Annotated in this window: 24 protein-coding genes; 2 read left to right on the forward strand and 22 right to left on the reverse strand. The window is 55.5% G+C overall.

From position 1 onward, the window contains the following. Nucleotides 1-12: 12 nt before the first annotated feature. From DFP90_RS00430 to proS, 3 genes are read right to left on the reverse strand one after another with little or no spacing between them, the layout of a single operon-like run. A complete protein-coding gene (locus DFP90_RS00430) occupies nucleotides 13-693 on the reverse strand; it encodes an ABC transporter ATP-binding protein (RefSeq protein WP_115934462.1) in 681 nt (226 codons plus the stop codon). Continuing rightward, a complete protein-coding gene (locus tag DFP90_RS00435) occupies nucleotides 686-1,933 on the reverse strand; it encodes a lipoprotein-releasing ABC transporter permease subunit (RefSeq protein ID WP_115934463.1) in 1,248 nt (415 codons plus the stop codon). Before DFP90_RS00435 ends, DFP90_RS00430 begins: the two co-directional genes overlap by 8 nt. Before the next feature lie 15 nt (nucleotides 1,934-1,948). Continuing rightward, the gene (gene proS, locus DFP90_RS00440) at nucleotides 1,949-3,286 is read right to left on the reverse strand and encodes a proline--tRNA ligase (protein ID WP_115934464.1); all 1,338 of its coding nucleotides are present in this window, start codon (nucleotides 3,284-3,286) and stop codon (nucleotides 1,949-1,951) included. Between the two features lie 228 nt (nucleotides 3,287-3,514). Between proS and cobD the strand changes: the two genes are divergently transcribed. Further along, nucleotides 3,515-4,525 (forward strand): threonine-phosphate decarboxylase CobD, encoded by a 1,011-nt coding sequence (gene cobD / locus DFP90_RS00445; RefSeq protein WP_115934465.1) that lies wholly within the window; start codon nucleotides 3,515-3,517, stop codon nucleotides 4,523-4,525. A gap of 12 nt (nucleotides 4,526-4,537) precedes the next feature. Here cobD and DFP90_RS00450 read toward each other — a convergent pair whose 3' ends face one another. Then, nucleotides 4,538-4,951, reverse strand: coding sequence for a hypothetical protein (locus DFP90_RS00450; RefSeq protein WP_147300892.1), 414 nt, complete (start codon nucleotides 4,949-4,951; stop codon nucleotides 4,538-4,540). Between the two features lie 173 nt (nucleotides 4,952-5,124). Then, nucleotides 5,125-6,051 carry a LysR substrate-binding domain-containing protein gene (locus DFP90_RS00455; protein WP_115934467.1) on the reverse strand — a complete coding sequence of 309 codons (927 nt, stop codon included), beginning with the start codon at nucleotides 6,049-6,051 and terminating at the stop codon, nucleotides 5,125-5,127. A gap of 106 nt (nucleotides 6,052-6,157) precedes the next feature. Between DFP90_RS00455 and DFP90_RS00460 the strand changes: the two genes are divergently transcribed. Then, on the forward strand, nucleotides 6,158-6,820 hold the full coding sequence (locus DFP90_RS00460; RefSeq protein WP_115934468.1) for an FMN-dependent NADH-azoreductase: 663 nt from the start codon (nucleotides 6,158-6,160) through the stop codon (nucleotides 6,818-6,820). 5 nt (nucleotides 6,821-6,825) lie between these two features. Here the strand turns inward: DFP90_RS00460 and DFP90_RS00465 are convergent, their stop codons facing one another. The 17 genes from DFP90_RS00465 to DFP90_RS00545 form a co-directional block, all read right to left on the reverse strand. Next, a complete protein-coding gene (locus DFP90_RS00465) occupies nucleotides 6,826-7,068 on the reverse strand; it encodes a DUF1467 family protein (protein WP_218044540.1) in 243 nt (80 codons plus the stop codon). 4 nt (nucleotides 7,069-7,072) lie between these two features. Next, on the reverse strand, nucleotides 7,073-7,477 hold the full coding sequence (mce, locus tag DFP90_RS00470) for a methylmalonyl-CoA epimerase (protein ID WP_115934469.1): 405 nt from the start codon (nucleotides 7,475-7,477) through the stop codon (nucleotides 7,073-7,075). A 37-nt stretch (nucleotides 7,478-7,514) separates the two neighbouring features. After that, nucleotides 7,515-9,185, reverse strand: coding sequence for a ribonuclease J (locus tag DFP90_RS00475; RefSeq protein WP_115934470.1), 1,671 nt, complete (start codon nucleotides 9,183-9,185; stop codon nucleotides 7,515-7,517). A gap of 35 nt (nucleotides 9,186-9,220) precedes the next feature. Beyond that, on the reverse strand, nucleotides 9,221-9,994 hold the full coding sequence (locus DFP90_RS00480) for a type III pantothenate kinase (protein ID WP_115935457.1): 774 nt from the start codon (nucleotides 9,992-9,994) through the stop codon (nucleotides 9,221-9,223). A 17-nt stretch (nucleotides 9,995-10,011) separates the two neighbouring features. Further along, a complete protein-coding gene (locus DFP90_RS00485; protein ID WP_115934471.1) occupies nucleotides 10,012-10,764 on the reverse strand; it encodes a biotin--[acetyl-CoA-carboxylase] ligase in 753 nt (250 codons plus the stop codon). 8 nt (nucleotides 10,765-10,772) lie between these two features. Then, complete coding sequence (gene nuoN, locus DFP90_RS00490) at nucleotides 10,773-12,227, reverse strand: NADH-quinone oxidoreductase subunit NuoN (protein WP_115934472.1); 1,455 nt, start codon at nucleotides 12,225-12,227, stop codon at nucleotides 10,773-10,775. Between the two features lie 20 nt (nucleotides 12,228-12,247). Then, complete coding sequence (locus DFP90_RS00495; protein WP_115934473.1) at nucleotides 12,248-13,780, reverse strand: NADH-quinone oxidoreductase subunit M; 1,533 nt, start codon at nucleotides 13,778-13,780, stop codon at nucleotides 12,248-12,250. 33 nt (nucleotides 13,781-13,813) lie between these two features. Then, complete coding sequence (nuoL, locus tag DFP90_RS00500; protein WP_115934474.1) at nucleotides 13,814-15,769, reverse strand: NADH-quinone oxidoreductase subunit L; 1,956 nt, start codon at nucleotides 15,767-15,769, stop codon at nucleotides 13,814-13,816. Between the two features lie 6 nt (nucleotides 15,770-15,775). Continuing rightward, complete coding sequence (nuoK, locus tag DFP90_RS00505) at nucleotides 15,776-16,084, reverse strand: NADH-quinone oxidoreductase subunit NuoK (RefSeq protein WP_115934475.1); 309 nt, start codon at nucleotides 16,082-16,084, stop codon at nucleotides 15,776-15,778. A 2-nt stretch (nucleotides 16,085-16,086) separates the two neighbouring features. Continuing rightward, nucleotides 16,087-16,707 carry an NADH-quinone oxidoreductase subunit J gene (locus tag DFP90_RS00510; RefSeq protein WP_115934476.1) on the reverse strand — a complete coding sequence of 207 codons (621 nt, stop codon included), beginning with the start codon at nucleotides 16,705-16,707 and terminating at the stop codon, nucleotides 16,087-16,089. A gap of 58 nt (nucleotides 16,708-16,765) precedes the next feature. Beyond that, nucleotides 16,766-17,254 carry an NADH-quinone oxidoreductase subunit NuoI gene (gene nuoI / locus DFP90_RS00515; protein WP_115934477.1) on the reverse strand — a complete coding sequence of 163 codons (489 nt, stop codon included), beginning with the start codon at nucleotides 17,252-17,254 and terminating at the stop codon, nucleotides 16,766-16,768. Nucleotides 17,255-17,316: 62 nt separating this feature from the next. Continuing rightward, the gene (gene nuoH, locus DFP90_RS00520; RefSeq protein ID WP_115934478.1) at nucleotides 17,317-18,351 is read right to left on the reverse strand and encodes an NADH-quinone oxidoreductase subunit NuoH; all 1,035 of its coding nucleotides are present in this window, start codon (nucleotides 18,349-18,351) and stop codon (nucleotides 17,317-17,319) included. Further along, nucleotides 18,344-20,404 (reverse strand): NADH-quinone oxidoreductase subunit NuoG, encoded by a 2,061-nt coding sequence (gene nuoG / locus DFP90_RS00525; RefSeq protein ID WP_115934479.1) that lies wholly within the window; start codon nucleotides 20,402-20,404, stop codon nucleotides 18,344-18,346. Before nuoG ends, nuoH begins: the two co-directional genes overlap by 8 nt. Before the next feature lie 17 nt (nucleotides 20,405-20,421). Then, the gene (gene nuoF / locus DFP90_RS00530; protein WP_115934480.1) at nucleotides 20,422-21,699 is read right to left on the reverse strand and encodes an NADH-quinone oxidoreductase subunit NuoF; all 1,278 of its coding nucleotides are present in this window, start codon (nucleotides 21,697-21,699) and stop codon (nucleotides 20,422-20,424) included. Nucleotides 21,700-21,702: 3 nt separating this feature from the next. Beyond that, complete coding sequence (locus tag DFP90_RS00535; RefSeq protein ID WP_115934481.1) at nucleotides 21,703-22,320, reverse strand: complex I 24 kDa subunit family protein; 618 nt, start codon at nucleotides 22,318-22,320, stop codon at nucleotides 21,703-21,705. Next, on the reverse strand, nucleotides 22,317-23,516 hold the full coding sequence (locus tag DFP90_RS00540; protein ID WP_181905116.1) for an NADH-quinone oxidoreductase subunit D: 1,200 nt from the start codon (nucleotides 23,514-23,516) through the stop codon (nucleotides 22,317-22,319). The genes DFP90_RS00535 and DFP90_RS00540 overlap by 4 nt, the downstream gene beginning before the upstream one ends. A 1-nt stretch (nucleotide 23,517) precedes the next feature. Then, on the reverse strand, nucleotides 23,518-24,153 hold the full coding sequence (locus DFP90_RS00545) for an NADH-quinone oxidoreductase subunit C (protein ID WP_115934482.1): 636 nt from the start codon (nucleotides 24,151-24,153) through the stop codon (nucleotides 23,518-23,520). Nucleotides 24,154-24,176 lie beyond the last annotated feature (23 nt).

Genomic DNA, 24,176 nt, shown 5'->3' on the forward strand with positions numbered 1-24,176 from the left:
GGCCGCCTGGGATCAGGCGGCCACAACCTTCCCGTCTTTCAGGGAAACCAACCGGTCCATCTTGCCCGCCAGATCAAGGTTATGAGTGGCAATCAAAGCCGCCATGCCATTTTCCCGGACAAGCTTGATCAAAACCTCAAAGACCGCGTCAGATGTATTGGGATCCAGATTCCCGGTCGGTTCGTCCGCCAACAGCAGTTTTGGGCCATTGGCCAGCGCACGGACAATCGCCACACGCTGTTGTTCGCCGCCGGACAGCTTGGCTGGCCGGTGGTGGATGCGGTCTTTCAAACCAACCGCCTCCAGCAGGCCTGACGCCCGCTCAGCCGCCTCGCGCTTTTTAACCCCTGCAATCATCTGCGGCAGCACGACATTTTCCAAGGCACTGAATTCGCCCTGCAAATGATGGAATTGATATACAAAGCCGACTTCGTGACGACGGATCAATGTGCGCTTGCGATCGCTGAGTTTTGTGCAATTTTGCCCGGCAATCTCGACATCGCCACTATCCGGCCGCTCCAGCAGGCCTGCCAGATGCAGCATGGTGGATTTACCAGTGCCGCTGGGTGCGACCAGGGCAACAACCTCACCCGGACAAATCTCCAGGCCGGCCGATTTCAAAACCTCCAGCTTATCCGAACCGGATTGGTAGCTGCGGGAGATCCCCGAGAGTTTAAGAACAGCCTCACTCATAGCGCAGCACCTCTACCGGATCGAGCCTGGATGCCCGCCAGGCAGGGATGACCGCTGCCAGGAAAGACAGGACCAGGGCAACCACAATCGTCCAAAATACTTCTTCAATTTTCACACTGGCCGGCACCCGGGTCAGGAAATAAAATTCAGGCGGGAAAAGCGTGGTATCAAACACCGCTTCAATCCAGCGGCGGATATTTTCGATATTCAACGCCAGTGACACACCGGCTAACGTGCCTAGCACCGTGCCGACAATCCCGACCGAGCTTCCGGTGATCATGAAGATTTTCATGATCGACTTTCGAGAGGCCCCCATGGTGCGCATGATGGCAATCCCTTTAGCCTTGTCATTGACCAGCATGATCTGACTGGAAATGATGTTAAACGCCGCCACCAGCACAACCATGGCCACGATGATGAACATCATGTTGCGTTCGACCTGCAAAACGCCGATGAACTGGCTGTTCCGCGCCATCCAATCCTGCATCCAGATGGAAGAATCGGCATATTCGGCCCGGAATTCCTTCATCCGTTCCCGTGCCGTTTCCGGCTTCTCCAGGATCACTTCGATGTAATTGACCGTGCCTTTGCGCCGGAAATAAATCTGCGATTCCTTGAGCGGCATCAGGATCATGCCGTCATCGAACATGGCATTGCCTACATCAACGATCCCGGCAACCGAATAGGTTTTGGTCCGCGGCACGGAACCGAATGCCGTCACCTGGCCTTCGGGGGAAATCAGCTTGATCTTGCTCCCGGTATAGATCCCCAGCTTGCGGGCCATGCGGATCCCGATCAACACACCGGACCCTTCGTCAAATCCATCCAGGCTGCCCTGAACGACCGCATTGCGCATGAAATCCCGTTTCAGGATGTCTTCCCGCTTCATGCCGCGGACCAGCGCGCCAGTATTATTGCCATTGGCCGTCGCGAGCACCTGCCCTTCGATATAAGCTGAAGCCGCCGTCACCCCGGATTTGCTTTCCAAGTTCACCACCATTTTTTCGTAATCGGGCAGTGATTTATCAAAGGAGCCGATCACCACATGCCCCTGCACTCCGGTGATGGTCGCCAACAGGTCATGCCGGAAACCGTTCATTACCGACATCACGACAATGAGCGCGCCAACACCCAAGAGAATGCCGGCGACCGTGATCCATCCAATAACAGAAATCACGCCTTCCTGTTTCTTGGCACGCAGATAGCGAACCGCAACAAGGCGTTCAAAGGCAGTGAACATGAAAATCCCTTCCCGTTAACCGGCCACCAGCTCCAGCGCCTTGTCCAGCGGCAGCTCCTGCTTTTCACCGCTCTTACGGTTTTTCAGCTCAACCACACCATTGGCCAGGCCTTTGGGGCCAACGACCAGCTGCCAGGGCAGACCGATTAGATCCATATTGGCAAATTTAACGCCTGCGCGCTCGGATCGGTCATCATACATAACCTCGACACCCATCACCTGAAGCTTGGCAAAGATATCTTCACAAGCCTTGTCGCAGGCATCATCACCCGTGCGCAGATTGATCAGGCCGACTTTGAAGGGCGCGACAGCCTCCGGCCAGATAATGCCGTTTTCATCGTGACAGGCTTCGATAATCGCGCCAACCAGCCTGGAAACGCCGATGCCATAGGACCCCATCTGGACCGGCACCTGCTTATCATCACTGGTCTGCACGACGGCACCCAGCGGCGCAGAATATTTATCGCCGAAGAAGAAGATATGGCCAACCTCGATGCCACGAGCAGAAATACGTTTATCTTCAGGCACTTCCGACTCGAACCTCGCCTGATCATGCATCTCTTCTGTGGCGGCATACATGGCCGTCCACTTATCCACGATCGGCTGCAGATCGGCCTTGTAATCGGTTTTTTCCGCCAGCGGATCCAGCCCCAGGAAATCACTGTGGCAGAAAACCTCGCTCTCACCGGTATCGGCGAGGATAATGAATTCATGGCTGTTTTCACCGCCGATCGGCCCGGTATCGGCACGCATCGGGATCACTTTCAGGCCCATTCGGGCATAGGTGCGCAGGTAAGAGGCAAACATTTTGTTATAGGATTTGATGCCGTCTTCCACGGTGAGATCGAAGGAATAGCCATCCTTCATGTAGAATTCACGGCCGCGCATCACACCAAAGCGCGGGCGGACCTCGTCACGGAATTTCCATTGGATATGGTAGAGCATCTGCGGCACATCCTTGTAGGAGCGCGCGCCATCCCGAAAGATATCGGTGATCAGCTCTTCATTGGTAGGGCCATAAAGCATTTCGCGGTCATGGCGGTCGGTGATACGCAGCATCTCCTTGCCATAATCATCATAGCGGCCGGATTTGCGCCACAGGTCAGCCGATTGAATGGTCGGCATCATCACTTCGTTGGCACCGGCCGCATCCTGTTCCTCACGGACGATCTGCTCGATCTTCTTCAAAACCCGGAAGCCCATGGGCAGCCAGCTGTAGATCCCGGCGGATGCTTGGCGGACCATACCCGCCCGCAGCATCAGGCGGTGCGACGCGATTTCTGCCTCACTCGGGTTTTCCTTCAAGGTGGGCATAAAATATTCCGACAGGCGAACGGCAGGTGACAGACGCATCTTCAGGCTCTTCTTTTTAAAGTTCAGATCGGTTTGATACTCTTGCAGGACCTAGGACAAATATCAAAGGCCTATCCCGGCTTTTTTAGACTCTTCTGCCAAGAGTGCAAGTGATAGACGCAGCCAAACCCACACCAATCCATCCCGCATTCAGCGATTTTTGCTTTGTCGACCCGGCTTTGATTTGCTAATGCGCCAATATGGCAAAAATAGGGAAAGCTTAAGAACATGCCGGCAAAAAAACTGCATCATGGCGGCAACCGTGATTGGGCGAAGGCCCAGTTCAGCTTTACAGGTGAGCAATGGCTGGATCTGTCCACCGGCATCAATGCCGCTCCCTACCCTGTGCCCCCGCTCTCTGATGACGGCTTTAACCGATTGCCGGACCCGAGCGACTCGGTGCGCTTGAAAAAAGCCGCAAGCGCCTATTACCAGGCACCGTCCCCAGCTCATCTGGCCATCGCCCCCGGATCACAGGCACTGATCCAATGGCTGCCGCGGCTGCGGCAAAAATCCAAAGTTGCCGTCATTGCGCCGACCTATCAGGAACATCATCACGCCTGGTCCCTGGCCGGCCACGAGGTCCGGGAATTCGAAAGCCTGGCTACGGCTAGGGAATCATCTCCGGATGTGATTGTCATTGTGCATCCCAACAACCCAACCGGCACCCTTACCGAACGGAAGCTGCTTTTGGAAATCGCCGGCGAGTTGGCCGGTCGCGGCGGCTGGCTGGTGCTGGATGAAGCTTTTGGCGATGTCACACCCGACGATTGCCTTGATGATGCGGTGGATCATCCGGGCCTCGTGATCCTGCGATCGTTCGGGAAATTTTTCGGATTGGCCGGTGTCAGATTGGGCATTTGCATCACCAATACCACGCTGGCATCAATGCTCGAGACCGCCATGGGCCCCTGGATCGTGCCCGGCCCAACCCTGGAAATCGCTACAGCCGCCTATGGGGATACTGCCTGGATCGAAGCCACCCGACGACAAATCGCAAAGGATGCCATCCGCCTGGACAATTTGCTGACCAAGGCCAGTTGTAAAATTGTCGGCGGAACAGACCTCTTCCGGCTGGCTGAAACCGATGATGCCTCAAAACTGCTCCGGCATCTGGGCGATGACGGCATCATGATCCGCCCCTTCGAATATCGGCTGGACTGGCTGAGATTCGGCATACCATCAAACGAGTCTGACTGGTTGAGATTACAAAAGTCACTTCTGAGGTTCTACAAATAAGAAATTGTAATTTCAGTATTTATTCTTCTTGGCATATTCCCGGCATGCCGCGGCGATCGCCGCATGCTGATCATCATTCAATGGCTTACCATTATAGGTCAACCGGCCGCTGCTGATGGAATATTTGATCGTGCCCATGGACATGCTGGCGTCGGAAAATGTGTTCTCCAGGTTGGAATTGCCAGCATATTTCAGCGGGTTAAAACTGAGGTCGAAACTAACCTCGTCCGGGATATCCAGGGCAAAGTTACTGCCGGGCAGGTCGGCCGGTGTCACCGGATTGCCATAGGCATCCACGCCGGCCTGATAGGTGACATCATCCCGCGGCACATGGTTGACGGCCCTGCGGCAGATTTTGCCATTCACCTTCGGCCCCATATTATCCGGCTTCGGCTTGGCCCTGGGGGCCTCTTGCTTCACGGCCAAACCGGATTCCCCTTGGCTGCCGGTAGTATTTTTAAACGGGTTTTCCTGCCCATGACTTGCCCTGCCGGCTACAGCCACCAGGAACACAACGGAAAGCGCAAATATTTTGTGTTTCATCATGGTTTTAAAATAGCAAAATTCGCGCCAATCCAGAAGATGCTTCTCACACTTCTTCACCCGGGATCATCGGCATCATCCACCATTTCATCCCGAATCCAGCCAACAAAGGCCTGTATCAATTCCAACCGCGGATTGGCCTCCAGATACAGGGCATAATCATTCATCCCGGGCAATGTGGTTTCGAACGGCGCCACCAACTGCCCCTGAGACAAGGCCTTATGCGCCAGCAAACCACTGGAAAGGGCAATTCCTTCTCCCGCAATGGCCGCTTCGATCGTGTGGGATCCTTCGGAAAAACGGATGAATTTCGCCTCCCCTAACACAGCCTTGGCCTTGTCCCGGTTGCCGGTCGCCGCCTCCAGCCATTTCTGCCAGGTCACATGATCCGCATGATTGGGCATTTTGGAACGGAAATCGATCAACGTGAACCGGTTGATTTCTTCTGCCGCACATGCCTGGCCATTCAGCAGCGTTGGCGAAATCACCGGCAGGAAGTGATCTTCACATAATTTGACCACCTCAACTCCACCTGGCGGTCGCAACGCATAGCGAATAGCAACATCCACCTCGCCGTCATGCAGATCCACCGGCGTCTCACTGGCACGCACCTCCAGTTCCACATCGCTGATCTGCCGCCACAGGCGAAGCCGCGGCATCAGCCAGTAAACCGCAAAAGCCGTTGTCGTTGCGATCACAAGGGGCCGATCCTTGTTCCCTTTCAACTTTTCCACAGCCGCCGCAAAGGAATCGAACCCCTGGCTCAATACCGGGAAAAGCCCGGCCCCCTCTCGGGTCAGTGTTATCGGACGGGGATGGCGCCGGAATAGCGGGCAACCGCAAATTTCTTCCAGCAAGCGGATTTGATGGCTGATTGCTGTCGGCGTCACCAGTAACTCTTCGGCGGCCTTCTTGAAACTCCTATGCCGGGCCGCTGCCTCAAAGGCCCTCAGCGCATTCAATGGCGGAAGCTGCCTCATCATTCCTCCAGATGAATTAAACTCATCTTAAAGATGATCATTTCGCCTTTGAAATCAAGGTAATTCGGGCGCAAATCTAGGGCAGACAAGATGAATTGGAGCCGATAAAATGGAAAATATTCTCCGCATTGAAGCCAGTGCCCGCCAGGAAGGTTCTCTGACACGGATGTTATCCACTGCCTTTTTCGAGCAATGGAAACAGGACAACGCAAGCTTCCGGATCATGGTGCGCGATGTGGGGGCAAACCCGCCGCCCAGTCTGCACGCCTCCTGGATAGCAGCCGCCTTTACCCCTGAAACGGCGCGCAGCCGGGAAGATCAGGAAACACTGGCCCTCTCGGACCGTCTGATCGAAGAAGTCACCTGGGCCGATGTGATCGTGATGGCAACCCCCATGTATAACTACGGCATGCCGTCTAGCCTGAAAGCCTGGCTTGATCATGTGGTACGGATCGACAAGACATTTTCATTTGATCTGGCACGCGGCGACCGCCCCCTAGAACCCACATTGCAGGGCAAACAACTGGTCTTGCTGACCGCATCGGGTGAATTCGGTTTTGAGCCGGGTGGCATCAATGACGGCGAGGATCACCTGACGCCCCATATTCAATCCGTTGCCAAATATCTCGGGGTCTCTGAGATCCAACATGTCGCGATCGAATATCAGGAATTCAAAGATGATCGGTTTGAAAGATCAAAAAACCGGGCGCTCCAATCCGTGCGGGAGCTTGCTTCTCGCATGAGCTTACAAAAGAAGAAAATGGCTGCCTGATCGGATTAACTGACCAGCGAGAACAACCCCGTATCCAGGAGATACCACCAGACCAGGAAAAGCAGGCCGGCGCCAATACTGGCAGCGCCGGCTTTCTTCCAAAGCAAAGGGCGGTCCGGCGCGCCGGGATCATTGCCGCCTTCCGCTTTTTCTTCATGGCGCACCCCGAAAGGCAGGAACATAAAAAACAGCCCCCACCAGAGAAAGAGATAGACCATGATCGCTGTGGCTATATTCATCTGCCCCATGCGTTTACACCTGCTCCAGTTCCACCAATGTGCCGCAAAAATCCTTGGGATGCAGGAATAAGACCGGCTTGCCATGCGCCCCGATTTTCGGTTCGCCATCACCAAGAACCCGGGCCCCTCCGGCTTTCAAGTGATCCCGTGCCACCAGGATATCCGGAACCTCGTAACAGACATGATGCATGCCGCCCGACGGATTCTTCTCCAGGAATTTGCCTATGGGAGAATCCTCTCCTAAAGGGTGAAGAAGTTCTATTTTCGTATTGGGAAGATTAACAAATACCGTAGTGACACCATGCTCTGGAAGATCAATCGGATCAGACACCTGACCGCCCAATACATCCCGATAGGTGGCGGTCGCCGCCGCCAGGTCAGGGACCACAATTGCCACATGATTCAGATTGCCAATCATTCCTGCTCTCCTGATTTTTCTTCTTATGTGATGCTTATCATACACGCACGAGATGGACACGGACCTGCGGTTTTTTGCCGCTGATTTCCTGCATCTTGCGGCGCAGCTTCACCCGGACGGCCTCGCAAACCTGCCCATCCTCGCGCAGTTGGGATTTATGCATTCCCCTGACCGCCCGTTCCGCCACCTCAACCAGATCATCCCATTCATCATCATCCGCTTCCAAAAGCCCTTCAACGGCGACCTGGGGTTCCGCCAGCAGACTGCGCTCATCCATAACCAGAGTGACCAGGACAAAGCCGTTATAGGCCATCTTGCGCCGGTCCCGGATGGTGGTGCTGTCGATGGAAACGATCCGGTTGCCATCCAGGGCCAACCGCCCGGCAAAGACATCATCCAGAATCGCCGCCCCGCCTTCTTTCAACGACACCAGCATGCCGTTCCTGGGCACAATCCCGTGCGGCACCTGGCATTCCTGGGCCAGCTTTGCATGTCCCACCATATGGCGCATCTCGCCATGGACCGGCACAGCAATATGCGGACGTATCCACTGATACATCTGGATCAATTCATCACGATGCGGATGGCCTGACGTATGGATATCCCGGTCCCGTGCGGTGATCAGGGTCACGCCTTGCTCCACCAACTGGTTTTGAAGCCTGGAAATGGAAATCTCGTTGCCGGGAATCTCCCGGCTGGAGAAAATCACCGTATCGCCCTTGCCGAATTTCACATTGGGATGATCCCCCCGGGCTATCCTGGAAAGCGCTGCGCGCGGCTCACCCTGGCTGCCGGTGCAGATATAGAGCAGTTTTTCCGGCGGATATTTCTTGGCCTCCTCATCGGTCAGGAATGGTGGCAAGTCCTCAAGATAGCCGTTTTCCTTTGCTGATTCGGTCATCCGCCAAAGCGAGCGCCCGACCAAGGCCACACGGCGTCCATTATCAATTCCAGCCCGTGCCGCACTTTCCAGCCGGGCCACGTTGGAGGCAAAACAGGCCACGGCAACAATGCCATCCTCATGTTCGGCGACAACTTCCGCCAGATTTTCCCGGACCTCGCCCTCTGACCCGGATTCACCGGGCGACAGCGCATTGGTGGAATCGCAAACCATGGCCAAAATGCCCTCTTCCCCGGCGCGAATCAGTGCCGCTTCATCCGTGGTCGGCCCCATGGCCGGATCCGGATCCAGCTTCCAGTCGCCGGTATGCAGGACATGCCCGACCGGCGTACGGATCACCAGCGCATTCGGTTCCGGGATGGAATGGGTCAGCGTGATCAATTCCAGATCGAAGGGGCCTACCTCAAACCGGCCCGACAGCGGAATCTCGATAATCTCTGCATCCGTGTCATATTCCGATTCGGATAATTTCCGGCGCAGGACGCTGGCGGTGAAGGGTGTTGCATAGATTGGGCAGTCATAGCCTTCCCATAGATAGGGAATGGCGCCGAGATGATCTTCATGCGCATGGGTCAGCACCAGCCCCGCTAGTTTATCCGCACGATCCTCAATGAAGCCCGGATCCGGCAGGATCACATCGATACCCGGTGTCGAGGCATCGCCAAAGCTGATCCCAAAATCAACCATCAGCCATTTTCCGTCATGGCCATATAAGTTCAAATTCATGCCGATTTCGCCCGAACCGCCCAATGGAAGGAACAATAACTCATCCGCACCCGGCACGCCCGTTTTCGAATATCCGCTCATGGTTAACTACCCAATTTCAATATAATTTCAACTAATTACCGAACTTTATTCCGGTAATAAATCTGTACCAAACCATCCAGGGTCAGCCCCCGGTCGGTTGCTTCAATCACCGGCGTATGCTCCGCAAACAAATCGGCAAAACCGCCCGTCGCAACGACTTTCATGGTTGCGCCAAATTCTTCTTCAACCCGCTTTACCATGCCTTCAATCATAGAGACATAGCCCCAAAAAATTCCCGACTGCATCGCCGTGATCGTGCCATTGCCGATCACATGATCGGTCGGTTTGATCTCGACCAACGGCAACTGGGCTGCAGCCTGATAAAGCGCCTCAACCGAGAGATTGATCCCCGGCGAAATGATGCCTCCGCAATAATTCCCATCGCCATCGACAATGTCAAAAGTGGTCGCCGTTCCAAAATCGACCAGGATCAGCGGTCCACCATATTTCGAAAATCCGGCAACCGCGTTCACCAACCGGTCCGCACCGACCTGTTCGGGCTGGGCCAACAGGATCTCAAGCCCCAGGTCGACCGAGGGATCGCCAACAACCAAAGGCTCGCCACCGAAATAGCGGCGGCACAGGCTCACCAGGTTAAACCGGGTCTCCGGTACCACACTGGCCAGAGCCGACGCCGTGATATCCGTCAGCTTATACCCCTTATGCTCCAGCAGATGGGTCAGCCATACGGCATATTCATCCGCAGTGCGCTTGGGATCATTGGCACAACGCCAGACTCCAATACGGTCTTGCCCGTCATATATGGCGAAAACCACATTGGTATTGCCCGAATCAATCACCAAAAGCATGCCCGAATCCACATTCATCACGGAAAGAAAACATCACCGGCGCTGATCACGCGAGTGCCTTTGCCGGGCACATCCAGGATCAACACGCCATGGGCATCCAGATCTCGGAACATGCCCTCAAGCACCTGGCCATCGGCCAGCCGTGCCTGGATCTTTTCGCCCAGGCCAACCGCCCGGCTCAGCCAGGCATCCCGGACCGCCGCAATACCGGATTGACGCCAGCGGCCGATCCAGTGATCCAGGCGTTCGACATAGGCCTGCAACAGAACTGCCGCACCGACATCCGCGCCAAGGGCTTTCAGGTTGGTTGCAGGATAAGGTGTATCTTCCGGGTGGCGAACCAAATTAACGCCGCTGCCGATCATGACCCAGTTATTGCCCAAGGCTTGGCCGCTTTCCAAGAGAATGCCGCAAAACTTCGCCCGATCGAAAAGGAGGTCATTGGGCCATTTGTATCCAAGGCCGCCGCTATCCGGCAAGAACCGTGCAACCGCTTCCCCCATGGCAACAGCCGCAACTAGAGACAAAGAAGCCGCCTGGGCCAGTGCGCCCACATCCCGGATCAAAACCGTATTGTACAGGTTGCCCGCCGGTGAGGTCCAAACGCGCCCGCTGCGCCCCCTGCCCTCGCATTGGCTATCCGCCCAGACAACGATATTGCCGTAACTGGGATCCGAGCTCAGCTCCCGGGCCACATCATTTGTGGAGCCCACAGACTCGAATGCCCGCAGGGTGAAACCTGCGGGCATTTCAGGTGCATGATTATGCATCAGCCGTCTTATCCGGCAAACAGCGAAGCCGCTGCCTGGGCTGCCGGATTGGAAACGGCCGGGAACCAGCCGATCATGGTGGCGGTGACAACACCGGTCACGACCAGGATCAGGCCCATTCGTTTGGAACCAACTGGATCCATCACTTCAACCGCGTCCTCGAAATACATCACCTTAATGATACGGATGTAATAGAAAGCGCTGATCACACTGGCAATCGCGCCGATCACGGCAAGCCAGATCAGACCGGCTTTCACAGCCGCGTCAAAGATGAAGAATTTGCCCAGGAAGCCCGCCAGCGGCGGAATGCCCGCCATGGAGAACATGAAGATCATCAGCAGAATCGCCATAAAGGGGCGGTTTTTGTGAAGACCCGCAAGATCGGAGATATTCTCAACCATGCGGCCCTGGACCTTCATGGACAGGATGATCGCAAAGGTGCCCACATTCATGAACAGATAGATCGCCAGATACATCAGAACAGCTTTCACACCGATCTCGGTACCGGTGGCAAGACCGATCAGCGCATAACCGATATGGCCGATGGAGCTGTATGCCATCAGACGTTTGATATTGGTCTGGTTGATCGCGGCCAGCGCGCCAAGCGCCATGGAAGCCACCGAAATGAAGAAGATGATCTGTTGCCAATCGGCAATCACACCGCCAAACGGACCGATCATGGTGCGCAGGAACAATGCCATGGCCGCAATTTTCGGCGCGACGGCAAAGAATGCGGTCACCGGGGTCGGCGCACCTTCATAAACATCCGGGGTCCACATGTGGAACGGCACTGCGGACACCTTAAAGGCAAGGCCCGCCAGCAGGAAGACCAGTCCGATCACCAGGCCAACGGAGGCCGGTTCCGCACCGGTCAGGTAGCCTGCCAGCTCGGAATAGTTGGTGGTGCCGGTGAAGCCGTAAATCATCGAGCAGCCATAGAGCAGCATGCCTGAGGATACCGCCCCCAGAACGAAATATTTCAGGCCGGCTTCCGTGGAACGGATGCTGTCACGCTGCATCGCCGCCAGAACGTAGAGCGACAGGCTCTGCAGCTCCAGACCGATATAAAGAGACATCAGGTCATTGGCAGAGATCATCGCCAACATGCCCAGCGTCGCAAAGGTGATCAGGATCGGATATTCGAACCGGGCCATATTTTCCCGGCGGATATATCCGTCACTCATCAGGATCGCCAGGAAGGATGCGACCAGCACCAGCAGCTTCATGAAAACGCCAAAGGAATCGACCACGAACAAACCGCTCATGGCAATTCGTGCTTCCGTGCCGCCACCGACGAACAAAACGCCGGCAATGGCCAGGATCGGCGTGATCAGGGCCAAACCGGTCACCCGGCCCAGCGCCTTATCCTTCGGGCTGTATGCGCCGACCATCATCATCACCATGGCGGCAATCGCCAGGATCAGTTCCGGCAGGACTGTGATGAAATCATGTGTTTCGATCATTGGTTCAAGCCTCTTAAAACTTACTGGCCGGCAGCGGCCATGGCCGCAGCACTGTTTTCAGCGGCGGCAATCGCCGTCTCATACTGTTGGATCAGATGGTTAACGGAAACTTCGATCGGATCCAGGAAGCTGGCCGGATAGATACCCATCCAGAGCACGATCGCGACCAGCGGCACGAAGATCGCCACTTCACGGGGGCTCAGATCCAGCATCTGCTTCAGATCATCCTTGGTCAGTTCACCAAATACCACCCGGCGATAAAGATAGAGCATGTAAGCCGCCCCAAGAACCATACCGGTGGCGAGGCCTGCAGCCAGCCAAGTGCTCATCTGGAAGGCACCGACCAGGATCAGGAACTCGCCAACGAAGCCACTGGTCCCCGGCAAACCAACCGACGCCATGGTGAAGACCATGAAGAAAAGCGCATATTTCGGCATGTTATGAACCAAGCCGCCATAACGCGCGACCTCACGGGTGTGCAGGCGATCATAAACCACACCAACACACAGGAAGAGCGCACCAGAAACCACACCATGGCTCAGCATCTGAATGATGGAACCGGCGATGGCCTGCTCGTTCATGGAAAAGATCGCCGCAGTCACAAAACCCATATGGGCGATAGAAGAATAAGCGATCAGCTTCTTCATATCTTCCTGAACCAGCGCCACCAGGGATGTGTAAACAACCGCAATGACAGAGAGCCAGAAGACCAGATCGGCAAACTGTTCAGATGCCAGCGGCATCATCGGGATCGAGAAGCGCAGGAAACCGTAGCCACCCATTTTCAACAAAACGCCCGCCAGAATCACAGAGCCTGCGGTCGGTGCTTCAACATGGGCATCCGGCAGCCAGGTATGAACCGGCCACATCGGCACCTTCACTGCAAAGGAGGCAAAGAAGGCAAACCACAGCCAGGTCTGGACGTTTTCCGCAAAGACCGTCTGCATCAGGGTCGGAATGTCGGTGGTGCCAGCAATCTGATACATATAAATGATCGCCACCAGCATCAGAACAGAACCCAGCAGCGTGTAAAGGAAGAATTTGAACGCTGCGTAAATCCGGCGCTGTCCGCCCCAGACACCGATGATGATATACATCGGGATCAGGACTGCTTCGAAGAAGATGTAGAACAGCAGGATATCAGTCGCCAGGAACATCCCCACCATCAGGGTTTCCAGGATCAGGAAGGCGATCATGTATTCGCGCACATGCTTGGTGATCGCTTTCCAGGCCGACAGGATACAGATCGGCGTCAGGAAAGTGGACAACAGCACGAAGAAGAGTGAGATGCCGTCAACACCCAAGGAATAGGCGATGTTGAAGTCCGGCAGCCATTCCCAGCGCTCAGCCAGCTGGAATTCCGCCGAAGTCGTGTCGAAATTCACCCAGATCAAAAGCGACAGGACGAATGTGATGATCGATGTCCAAAGGGCCACCCACCGTGAATTGCGTGCTACCTCCTCCTCGGTTCCGCGAACGAAAGACAGGATGAGAAGCGCGCCAATCGTCGGTAGAAAGGTCGTTAGCGACAATAAGGGCCAGTCGAGTGTCATAGTCTATATTTCCTCGTTCTCTTATCCCTAGCCTCAGGCGGCCCCGGAGAGGATGTACCAAGTAGCGAACAGAACCACGCCGATCAGCATCGCAAATGCATAGTGATAGACGTATCCGGACTGCATAAGGCTGGCCAGACGCGCGCCATCGCGGGTACGGGCGGCAACGCCATCCGGACCGAAATGGTCAATCGTGCCCTGGTCGCCCTTCTTCCAGAAGATGCGGCCGATGCAGAATGCCGGTTTAACAAACAGGAAGTCGAAAATTTCATCGAAATACCATTTGTTATAGGACATGGCGTAAAGCGGCTTGAAGGTCCGGGCAACGATGCCGGGCAATGCCGGGTTCAGCACATAGAAGACGAATGACAGGGCAAAGCCGCTCAAGCCCGCTGCCAGCGGGGTGGCAATCACCCAGAATTCCGGATGATGGGCTTTTTCAAAAATGTCATGCGCCGGCAGAACCAAGATCGCATCACCCCAGAATTCCGCCATATGATGACCGACGAAATACGGATAACCAACAATACCGGCCAGAACCGCACCGATCGCCAGGATCCACAATGGGCCGGTCATGATCAGCGGAGATTCATGCACATGTGCCAGCGTCTTTTCGTCACAGCGCGGTTTGCCATGGAATGTCATGAACAAGAGACGGCCGGAATAGAACGCAGTCATGAAGGCTGCAATGATACCCAGCCACAGCGCATAATCGCTGACCGCTGTATCAGCCGCCCAGGCCGCTTCCAGGATGAAATCCTTGGAATAGAAACCTGCGAAACCGAACACACCCGGCACCCCAAAGCCCATCAGGGCGATGGATCCGATCATCATGAAGGCATAGGTCAGTTTGATCTTGCCTGCCAGACCGCCCATGTTGCGCATATCCTGCTCATCGGACATGGCATGGATAACGGAACCGGCACCAAGGAACAACAAAGCCTTAAAGAATGCATGGGTCATCAGATGGAACATGGCAGCCTGATAGGCGGAAACACCTGCGGCAAAAAACATGTAACCCAGCTGAGAACAGGTTGAATAGGCGATCACCCGCTTGATGTCATTCTGCGTCAGGCCAACAGTCGCCGCAAAGAAAGCGGTCGAGGCACCAACGACAGTCACAACCATCAATGCAAATTCGGAATATTCAAAGATCGGCGACAGACGGCAGACCATGAAGACACCGGCAGTCACCATGGTGGCCGCATGGATCAACGCGGATACCGGCGTAGGACCTTCCATCGCATCCGGCAGCCAGGTATGCAGACCCAGCTGGGCGGATTTACCCATGGCACCGATGAAAAGCAGGATGCACATGGTGGTGATCATATCCAGTTCCAGCCCCAGGAAGCTGTAGCTCTCGCCCACCAGCCCCGGAATGGCCGGAAAGATGTCTTCAAACAACACAGAACCCGTCGCCACAAACACCAGGAAGATCCCCAATGCAAAACCCAAATCACCAACACGGTTGACGATGAAGGCTTTGATTGCCGCCGCATTGGCAGACGGCTTGTGATACCAGAAACCGATCAGCAGATAGGAAGCGACGCCAACGCCCTCCCAACCGAAGAACATCTGTACCAGGTTATCGGCCGTGACCAGCATCAGCATGGAAAAGCTGAAGAAGCTCAGATAGGCCATAAAGCGCGGCTGAGACTTATCATGATGCATATAGCCGACAGAGTAGATATGAACCACAGCGGAAACGGTGGTCACAACAATCAGCATGGTCGCGGTAAGCGCATCCACGTTCAATGCCCAATTGAGACTGAACTCACCACTGGAAATCCAGGTGAAGACCGGGACAACCGCCGGCTCCAGGTCGCCCAGCGTCATGGACAGGAAGGTGTACCAGGACAGGACAGCCGCCACCACGATACTGCTGCAGGTCACCAGATGGGCGCCCCGGTCACCAAGCTGGCGACCGAAGAAACCCGCAATGATCGCGGCCAACAGAGGCAAAAAGACGATAAAATAGACTTGGGTCATCGTTTCTTAGCCCTTCATGGTGTGGATGTCGTCAACCGCGATTGAGGCACGGTTACGGTAATAAACAACGAGAATGGCGAGACCGATCGCGGCTTCCGCCGCGGCCACGGTAAGAACAAACATGGCGAAAACCTGTCCGACCAGATCCTGAAGATGGGCCGAGAAGGTCACCAGGTTGATATTCACCGCCAGAAGCATCAGCTCGACAGACATCATGATGATGATGACGTTTTTCCGGTTCAGGAAGATCCCGGCCAGTCCCAGGGAAAACAGGGCTGCGGCAACCGTCAGGTAATGTGCGATACCGATTTCCATGATTAGATGCCCCCTCCGGTCTGGACCTTGACCACTTTGACTTCCTCAGCAGACGGCTGAGCAACCTGTTTGGCGATCCGCTGACGTTTCACACCTTCACGCTCACGCAGGGTCAGGACGATGGCACCCACCATCGCAACCAGCAGAACCATGCCTGCCCCTTGGAACAGATAGACATAATTGGTGTAGATCAGGTTGCCGAGCGCCTCGGTGTTATGTGCATCCGAAATGGCCGGCGTCGCACTGACCTTTTCCGGGATGCCCAGTTTCTCCGGCGTGAAATACCAGTAGCCGATGGCCACCACCATTTCAGCGAACAGCACAGCGCCAAGCGTCATGCCGATCCCCATATAGCGGACCACACCGGAGCGCAGTTTCTTCACATCCACATCCAGCATCATCACGACGAACAGGAAGAGGACGGCAACCGCGCCGACATAAACAATCACCAGCAGCATCGCCAAGAACTCGGCACCCTGCAGAACGAAAAGACCCGCCGCATTGAAGAAAGCGAGAATGAGATACAACACCGAGTGGACGGGGTTGCGCGCAGAGATCACCATCACGCCACACAGGACGGCAATCGCTGCAAAAACATAAAAGACTAGGGCTTCTATCACCATTTTGTCCTCCGGATTAAATACCGGTTCCAATTTACCCTTGAACTATCACCTACACGCCTTAGCGGTAGGGCGCATCCAACTCGATATTCTTCGCGATTTCCGCTTCCCAACGCTCGCCATTGGCCAGCAGCTTTTCCTTGTTGTAGTAAAGCTCTTCGCGGGTTTCGGTCGCAAACTCGTAGTTCGGCCCTTCGACAATCGCATCGACCGGACATGCTTCCTGGCAATAGCCGCAGTAGATGCATTTGGTCATGTCAATGTCATAACGCGTGGTGCGGCGGCTGCCATCTTCACGCGGTTCGGCCTCAATCGTGATGGCCTGCGCCGGGCAGATCGCTTCGCAAAGCTTACAGGCAATGCAGCGCTCTTCCCCATTGGCATAGCGGCGCAAGGCATGCTCACCCCGGAAACGCGGGCTCAAGGGGCCCTTCTCATAGGGGTAGTTGATCGTGTATTTCGGGCGGAACATGCTGCGCAATGTCAACCACAACCCGGTCACCAATTCCTTCAGCAGGAAGGAATAAGCCGTGCGTGTCAGGCTACCCATGGGTTTTCTCCCCAACCGATTTATTTACTGTCTTTGTCATTTCCTGATCCCTCCCCTTTTCCTTAAGCCGGAACCTGGTTGGTCAAAACCAGGTAACCGGCGGAGATGATCACCCAGGCGAGTGAAAGCGGCAGGAACACTTTCCAACCCAGACGCATCAGCTGGTCATAGCGATAGCGCGGGAAGGTGGCGCGCACCCACAGGAACCCGAAGAGAACCAAAGCGATCTTAAGCGCAAACCAGATCGGACCCGGGATGAAATCCAGGCCGAAAGGCGCCAACCAGCCGCCCAGGAACAGAACGGCGGTCATGCCGCTCATCAGGATCATGTTGGCATATTCACCCAGGAAGAAGAGCGCGAACGTCATCGCGGAATATTCAACGTTGTATCCGGACACCAGCTCGGCTTCCGCTTCCGGAAGGTCAAAGGGCGCACGGTTGGTCTCGGCCAAGGCCGAGATGAAGAAAACGATGAACATCGGGAAGAGCAGCGTGAAGGCAAACCAGTTGCCGCGCTGTGCTTCAACCACTTCCGTCAGGTTCAAAGAACCCGTCCAGACCAGGACCGACACGATCACCAGGCCGATGGAAACCTCATAGGAAACCATCTGGGCCGCCGAACGCAGCGCGCCCAAGAACGCATATTTGGAGTTGGACGCCCAACCGGCGATAACAATCCCGTATACGCCCAACGAGGAAATCGCAAAGAGATACAGCACCCCGACATTGATATCGGAAAGAACCATACCTTCCCCAAACGGGATCACCGCCCAGGCGATGATCGCGAGAATGAAGGTAAGCCCCGGCGCAATCAGGAACAGAGCCCGGTTGGAACCGGCTGGAATGATGGTCTCTTTCAGGAAGAGTTTCAAACCATCCGCCAGCGGCTGCAACAATCCGAAAGGCCCAACCACGTTCGGGCCGACACGGCGCATCATCCACCCCAGAACCTTACGTTCCGCGAGCGTCAGATAGGCAACAGCGCCCAGGATGGGCAGAACGATCGCCAGGATCTTGACCAGGATGATCAGAACCGGACCGACATAGCCTGTCCAGAGGTCCCAGTCCGGGAACCAGTTAAGAATGAAATCAAGCATTGGTTCCCGTTGCCTCCCTTACATTCAGGACGACTTCCTGCGTGCATTGAGCCATGGTTTCAGACGCCCGGCTGATCGGGCAGGTCATGTAGAAGTTTTCGATCGGGTTCTCAAACGCCCCCGGCGCCATATCACCGGCAACGCCGAAATCACCCCAGTTGCCAGCCGACACGCTGTCCACTTCCGCCAGATGCGGGAATTCGCCGCGCATCTTGTTGCGAAGATCGGTAAGCGAATCGAACGGCAGGGTTTTCTCCAGCTTTGCGGAAAGCGCCCGAAGGATCGCCCAGTCTTCTTTCGCCTCACCCGGCGGGAAGGCTGCCACGCGGCTTACCTGCACCCGGCCTTCGGTATTGACATAGGTACCGGATTTTTCCGTGTAAGCCGCGCCCGGCAGGATCACATCCGCCGCATGCGCGCCCTTGTCACCATGATGGCCCTGGTAAACCACAAATGCGTTATTCAGCTTGGATGTGTCGATCTCATCTGCTTCCAGCAGATAAACCACCTTAACCTCGCCTTTCACGACGCCGTTCAGCATGCTGTCCACATCCTGGCCTTTTTCCGGCACGAAGCCGATATCAAGGCCACCGACACGGCTTGCCGCACGATGCAGGATGTTAAAGCCGTTCCAACCGTCACGAACCATGCCCGCCTTGTCAGCAACGGCCTTGGCCGCCGCCAGTACCTGGGCACCATCCGCCCGGGCGATCGCACCGGAACCGACAATGATCATCGGGTTCTTGGCACCTTTCAGCACTTTAAAGAAGTCGCCTTTGCCCGCGGCAAGTTCCTTCAGGCTGTCAGGACCGGCCCCCAGATAATCATAATCATAGGTCAGATCCAGATTGGAACCGATCAGGCCGACCTTCAAACCACCGGTCAGCCATTGCTTGCGGATACGCGCATTGATGATCGGTGCTTCCCAACGCGGGTTGGTCCCCACGATCAGAAGTGCGTCCGCCTCTTCAATACCGGCAATCGAGCTGTTGAACAGGTAGGAACCGCGATGGGTGTTATCGATCTTGGCACCATCCTGGCGGCAATCGACATTGTTGCTGCCCAGCGACGCCAACAGCGCTTTGAGGGCATACATGCTCTCAACATCAACCTGATCGCCCGCAACAGCGGCAATCTCGGAACCGGACTTGCCCTTGACCGCCTCGGCAATCGCGGCAAAAGCCTCATCCCAGCTTGCTGCGGTCAATTTGCCATCCTTGCGGATATAGGGGCGATCCAGGCGCTGGCGACGCAGGCCGTCAACAGCGAAACGGGTCTTATCCGAAATCCACTCTTCGTTCACATCTTCATTCAGGCGCGGCAGAACACGCAGAACTTCGTTGCCACGGGTGTCGATCCGGATGTTGGAGCCAACGGCATCCATCACATCGACCGATTCGGTCTTCTTCAATTCCCAGGGACGGGCATTGAAGGCATAGGGCTTGGAAGTCAGCGCGCCAACCGGACACAGATCAATCACGTTGCCGGACAGTTCAGAGGAGACCGCTTTCTCCAAAGTGGAGATCTCGGCATGCTCGCCCCTGTTCAACAGCCCCATGTCGGTGACACCGGCCACTTCTGTGGAGAAGCGCACACAGCGGGTGCAATGAATGCACCTGGTCATCACGGTCCCGATCAACGGGCCCATATATTTTTCCTTAACCGCACGTTTGTCTTCGTCAAAACGGCTGAAACCGCGGCCGAAGATCATCGCTTGGTCTTGCAGGTCGCATTCACCACCCTGGTCACAGACCGGACAGTCGAGCGGATGGTTGATCAGCAGGAATTCCATCACGCCATTGCGCGCGGACCGTACCATCTCACTATCAGTGAAGATTTCCATGCCATCGCCTGCCGGAAGCGCACAACTGGCCGCCGGTTTCGGGGGGCCAGGCTTCACTTCCACCAGACACATGCGGCAGTTACCCGCAATCGACAAACGTTCATGATAACAGAAACGCGGGATCTCGGCCCCGGCCTGTTCGCAAACCTGAAGAACGGTCATACCGTTTTCAAATTCGACTTCCTTGCCATCTACTTTACAAGTCGGCATCGTAACACCTTTCCCCTTTAAGCAGCGTTCTTACGCGCTTCGAGAATGCGCCGTTCCAATTCGGGACGGAAATTCCGGATCAGGCCCTGGATCGGCCAAGCAGCCGCATCACCCAGAGCACAGATGGTCTTACCTTCGATCTGCTTGGTCACTTCCCACAGCATGTCGATTTCCTCGACCGTGGCCTTGCCAACCACCATGCGCTGCATCATGCGCCACATCCAGCCGGTACCTTCACGGCACGGTGTGCACTGACCACAGCTTTCATGCTTGTAGAAGTAGCTAAGACGCGCGATCGCCGCGACAATGTCGGTGGACTTGTCCATGACAATCACAGCCGCAGTACCAAGACCGGTGCCGTTTTCTTTCAGATCGTCATAATCCATCAGGACCGTGTCGCAGACATCCTTCGTGATCAGCGGAACAGAAGAACCGCCCGGGATCACCGCAAGCAGATTGTCCCAGCCGCCACGAACGCCGCCGCAATGTTTTTCCAACAGCTCTTTGAGCGGGATCGACATGGCTTCTTCTACGTTACAGGGCTTGTTCACATGGCCAGAGACACAGAAAAGTTTGGTCCCGTGGTTATTCTCACGGCCAAAGCCTTTAAACCAATCCGCGCCGCGGCGCAGAATGGCCGGCGCGCTGGCGATGGATTCCACGTTGTTCACCGTGGTCGGACAGCCATAAAGACCAGACATGGCCGGGAAAGGCGGTTTCAGGCGCGGTTGGCCCTTCTTGCCTTCCAGGCTCTCGATCAATGCGGTTTCCTCACCACAGATATAAGCCCCGGCCCCGCGATGCAGATAGATATCAAAATCATATCCGGATTTGCACGCGTTTTTGCCGACCAGGCCTGCTTCATAGGCTTCGGCAATCGCCGCTTCCAAAATCTGCGCCTCGTAGACAAATTCACCGCGGATATAGATGTAGCAGGCATGTGCGCCCATCCCGACAGAGGCCAGCAAGCAGCCTTCGATCAGGATATGCGGATCATTGCGCATGATCTCGCGGTCTTTACAGGTGCCGGGTTCTGATTCGTCCGCATTCACCACCAGGTAGCTGGGGCGGCCGTCGGATTCTTTCGGCATGAAAGACCATTTCAGGCCGGTCGGGAAACCAGCACCGCCACGACCGCGCAGGCCGGACGATTTCACTTCTTCACAAATCCAGTCGCGCCCTTTTTCGATCAGCGCTTTTGTATTGTCCCACGCACCACGCTTCATGGCATCCTTGAGCGACCAAGAATGATAGCCATAAAGGTTGGTGAACATGCGATCCTTATCCTGAAGCATGTCTTACTTGCCCCCTTTTTCAGCATTCTGGGCGAATTCGCCTTCCTGCAGGGTGATGGGTCCGCCTTCCGGTTCGGAGCAGCGGCGGCCGATAGCCGAACCAGGTTCAACCGTGCGACCCGCCTTCAATTCATCCAACAGCCACGTGGTTTTCTCGGGAGTCAGATCTTCGTAGAAATCATCATTCACCTGAATCATCGGGGCGTTGCTACATGCCCCCAGACATTCAACCTCGGTGAGGGTGAATTTCTTATCCGCCGTGGTCTCACCATTTTCAATATCAAGATGCTTTTCAATGGCGGCACGGATGTCCTGTGCGCCACGCAGCATGCAGGGCGTGGTGCCACACAACTGAATATGAAATTCGCCGACCGGCTCCAGGTTGATCATGGTGAAGAAGGTCGCAACCTCCAGCACGCGGATCCGCGGCATGTCGAGCATGCGGCTAATCTCATCAATCGCCGCATCGGTTACATAATGACCACCGGCATGATTCTGGCGCTGGGCCTGATCCAGGGCGGTCAAAACGGCGCTCTGCTCACGCCCTTTGGGATATTTGGCAATGGCACGCTCCACCTCTGCCAGATATTCCCCTTCAAACTTAAACTGTGCTTCACTCATCGGTCGATCTCACCAAACACGACGTCGAATGCGCCGAGAATTGCTACAGAATCCGCCAGCATGTGACCTTTACAGAAATGGTCCATGGATTGCAGATGCGCGAAACCGGGCGCCCGGATCTTGCAGCGATAGGGTTTATTGGTTCCATCGGAAACCAGGAACACGCCAAACTCACCTTTCGGCGCTTCAACGGCGGTGTAGGTTTCACCAGCCGGAATATGATAGCCCTCGGTATAGAGCTTGAAATGGCTGATCAGGGCTTCCATGGATTGCTTCATATCCGCACGGCGCGGCGGCGCAACGCGGGCATCTTCTGTCATGACCGGGCCTTCCGGCATCTCAGCAATACACTGCTTGATGATTCGCAGCGACTGGCGCATCTCTTCAACACGAACCAGGAAGCGGCTGTAGCAATCACCATTCTTGCCAACTGGAATATCGAAATCCATACGGTCATAGACATCATAAGGCTGGGATTTGCGAAGATCCCACGGCACGCCGGACGCACGCAGCACCGGACCGGTGCAGCCCCATGCCATCGCCTCTTCCGGGGAAATGATGCCGATATCGACAGAGCGCTGCTTGAAGATACGGTTTTCCGTCAGCAGGGTTTCCATATCATCAATGGCTTTGGGGAAATCCTCGGCCCAAGCCAGGATCTGATCCGCCAGCCCTGCCGGCATATCCTGATGCACCCCACCCACACGGTAATAGTTCGCATGTAAACGCGCCCCACAAACCGCTTCATGGAATTCCATCAGCTTCTCACGTTCCTCAAAGGCCCAGAACATCGGGGTCATCGCCCCAATATCCATGGCGTAAGCCGGCACGTTCAAGAGATGGTTCAGGACCCTGGAAATCTCGGCAAACAAAACACGGATATACTGACCACGTTCCGGCACCTTGATGCCGCCCAGTTTTTCAGCGGCCAGAACAAAAGCATGTTCTTGGCACATGGGCGCCACATAATCGAGACGGTCGAAGTAAGGAACCGCCTGCATATAGGTCTTATTCTCGATCAGCTTTTCGGTGCCGCGATGCAACAGACCAATATGCGGATCAAGACGCTCAACAACCTCGCCATCCATCTCCATCACCATCCGGAGCACGCCATGCGCCGCCGGATGCTGCGGACCGAAGTTCAGGGTCAACGGTTTGATTGTCGGATCGGAAATTTTTGTCACGGAATCGGCCATTTTATTTGCCCTCCCCCTCAGCTGCCTGCTGGTCGGCTTTTTCATCGCCCGGCAGCGTCGGAGTCATACCATCCCAGGGGCTGAGGAAGTCGAAATTCCTGAAATCCTGGGTCAGCTTCACCGGTTCGTAAACGATTCGGCGCTGAACATCGTCGTAACGGATCTCAACATAACCGGTCAGCGGAAAATCCTTACGCAGCGGATGGCCGTCAAAGCCATAGTCGGTCAGCATGCGACGCAGATCCGGATGATCGGAAAAGAACACACCATACATGTCCCAGACTTCGCGCTCGAACCAATTGGCCGTCGGCCAGATTGAAGAAACGCTGGGAACCGGTGTATCCTCATCGGTCCGGACCTTCAGCCGCAGCCGGAGGTTATGCTTGAGACTGAGCAGGTTATAGACAACCTCAAAACGCTTTTCGCGTTCCGGATAGTCCACACCGCAAACATCAACACAAATCTTGAATAGAGAGTTTGCCTCGTCGCGGACAAATTGCGCCACCTTCTGGATGGCCTGCGCCCCGACCACAACAGTCAGTTCGCCATTTGCCAATTCATGGCTTTCGACATCATCCGTGAATCTGGCCGCGATATGCGCGCCGACATCACTCAGCGCCTGCAGTTTTTCATCCATGATTACTTCCTAGCCCCTTCAGC

Origin of the sequence: Aestuariispira insulae, from assembly GCF_003385955.1 — a bacterium.
Classification (GTDB): Bacteria; Pseudomonadota; Alphaproteobacteria; order UBA8366; family Aestuariispiraceae; genus Aestuariispira; species Aestuariispira insulae.

Coding starts and splice junctions, on each gene's coding strand:
- DFP90_RS00430 (WP_115934462.1), bottom strand. CDS start 693: ATGAGTGAGGCTGTTCTTAAACTCTCGGGGATCTCCCGCAGCTACCAA.
- DFP90_RS00435 (WP_115934463.1), bottom strand. CDS start 1,933: ATGTTCACTGCCTTTGAACGCCTTGTTGCGGTTCGCTATCTGCGTGCC.
- proS (WP_115934464.1), bottom strand. CDS start 3,286: ATGCGTCTGTCACCTGCCGTTCGCCTGTCGGAATATTTTATGCCCACC.
- cobD (WP_115934465.1), top strand. CDS start 3,515: ATGCCGGCAAAAAAACTGCATCATGGCGGCAACCGTGATTGGGCGAAG.
- DFP90_RS00455 (WP_115934467.1), bottom strand. CDS start 6,051: ATGATGAGGCAGCTTCCGCCATTGAATGCGCTGAGGGCCTTTGAGGCA.
- DFP90_RS00460 (WP_115934468.1), top strand. CDS start 6,158: ATGGAAAATATTCTCCGCATTGAAGCCAGTGCCCGCCAGGAAGGTTCT.
- DFP90_RS00465 (WP_218044540.1), bottom strand. CDS start 7,068: ATGGGGCAGATGAATATAGCCACAGCGATCATGGTCTATCTCTTTCTC.
- mce (WP_115934469.1), bottom strand. CDS start 7,477: ATGATTGGCAATCTGAATCATGTGGCAATTGTGGTCCCTGACCTGGCG.
- DFP90_RS00475 (WP_115934470.1), bottom strand. CDS start 9,185: ATGAGCGGATATTCGAAAACGGGCGTGCCGGGTGCGGATGAGTTATTG.
- DFP90_RS00480 (WP_115935457.1), bottom strand. CDS start 9,994: ATGCTTTTGGTGATTGATTCGGGCAATACCAATGTGGTTTTCGCCATA.
- DFP90_RS00485 (WP_115934471.1), bottom strand. CDS start 10,764: ATGCATAATCATGCACCTGAAATGCCCGCAGGTTTCACCCTGCGGGCA.
- nuoN (WP_115934472.1), bottom strand. CDS start 12,227: ATGATCGAAACACATGATTTCATCACAGTCCTGCCGGAACTGATCCTG.
- DFP90_RS00495 (WP_115934473.1), bottom strand. CDS start 13,780: ATGACACTCGACTGGCCCTTATTGTCGCTAACGACCTTTCTACCGACG.
- nuoL (WP_115934474.1), bottom strand. CDS start 15,769: ATGACCCAAGTCTATTTTATCGTCTTTTTGCCTCTGTTGGCCGCGATC.
- nuoK (WP_115934475.1), bottom strand. CDS start 16,084: ATGGAAATCGGTATCGCACATTACCTGACGGTTGCCGCAGCCCTGTTT.
- DFP90_RS00510 (WP_115934476.1), bottom strand. CDS start 16,707: ATGGTGATAGAAGCCCTAGTCTTTTATGTTTTTGCAGCGATTGCCGTC.
- nuoI (WP_115934477.1), bottom strand. CDS start 17,254: ATGGGTAGCCTGACACGCACGGCTTATTCCTTCCTGCTGAAGGAATTG.
- nuoH (WP_115934478.1), bottom strand. CDS start 18,351: ATGCTTGATTTCATTCTTAACTGGTTCCCGGACTGGGACCTCTGGACA.
- nuoG (WP_115934479.1), bottom strand. CDS start 20,404: ATGCCGACTTGTAAAGTAGATGGCAAGGAAGTCGAATTTGAAAACGGT.
- nuoF (WP_115934480.1), bottom strand. CDS start 21,699: ATGCTTCAGGATAAGGATCGCATGTTCACCAACCTTTATGGCTATCAT.
- DFP90_RS00535 (WP_115934481.1), bottom strand. CDS start 22,320: ATGAGTGAAGCACAGTTTAAGTTTGAAGGGGAATATCTGGCAGAGGTG.
- DFP90_RS00540 (WP_181905116.1), bottom strand. CDS start 23,516: ATGGCCGATTCCGTGACAAAAATTTCCGATCCGACAATCAAACCGTTG.
- DFP90_RS00545 (WP_115934482.1), bottom strand. CDS start 24,153: ATGGATGAAAAACTGCAGGCGCTGAGTGATGTCGGCGCGCATATCGCG.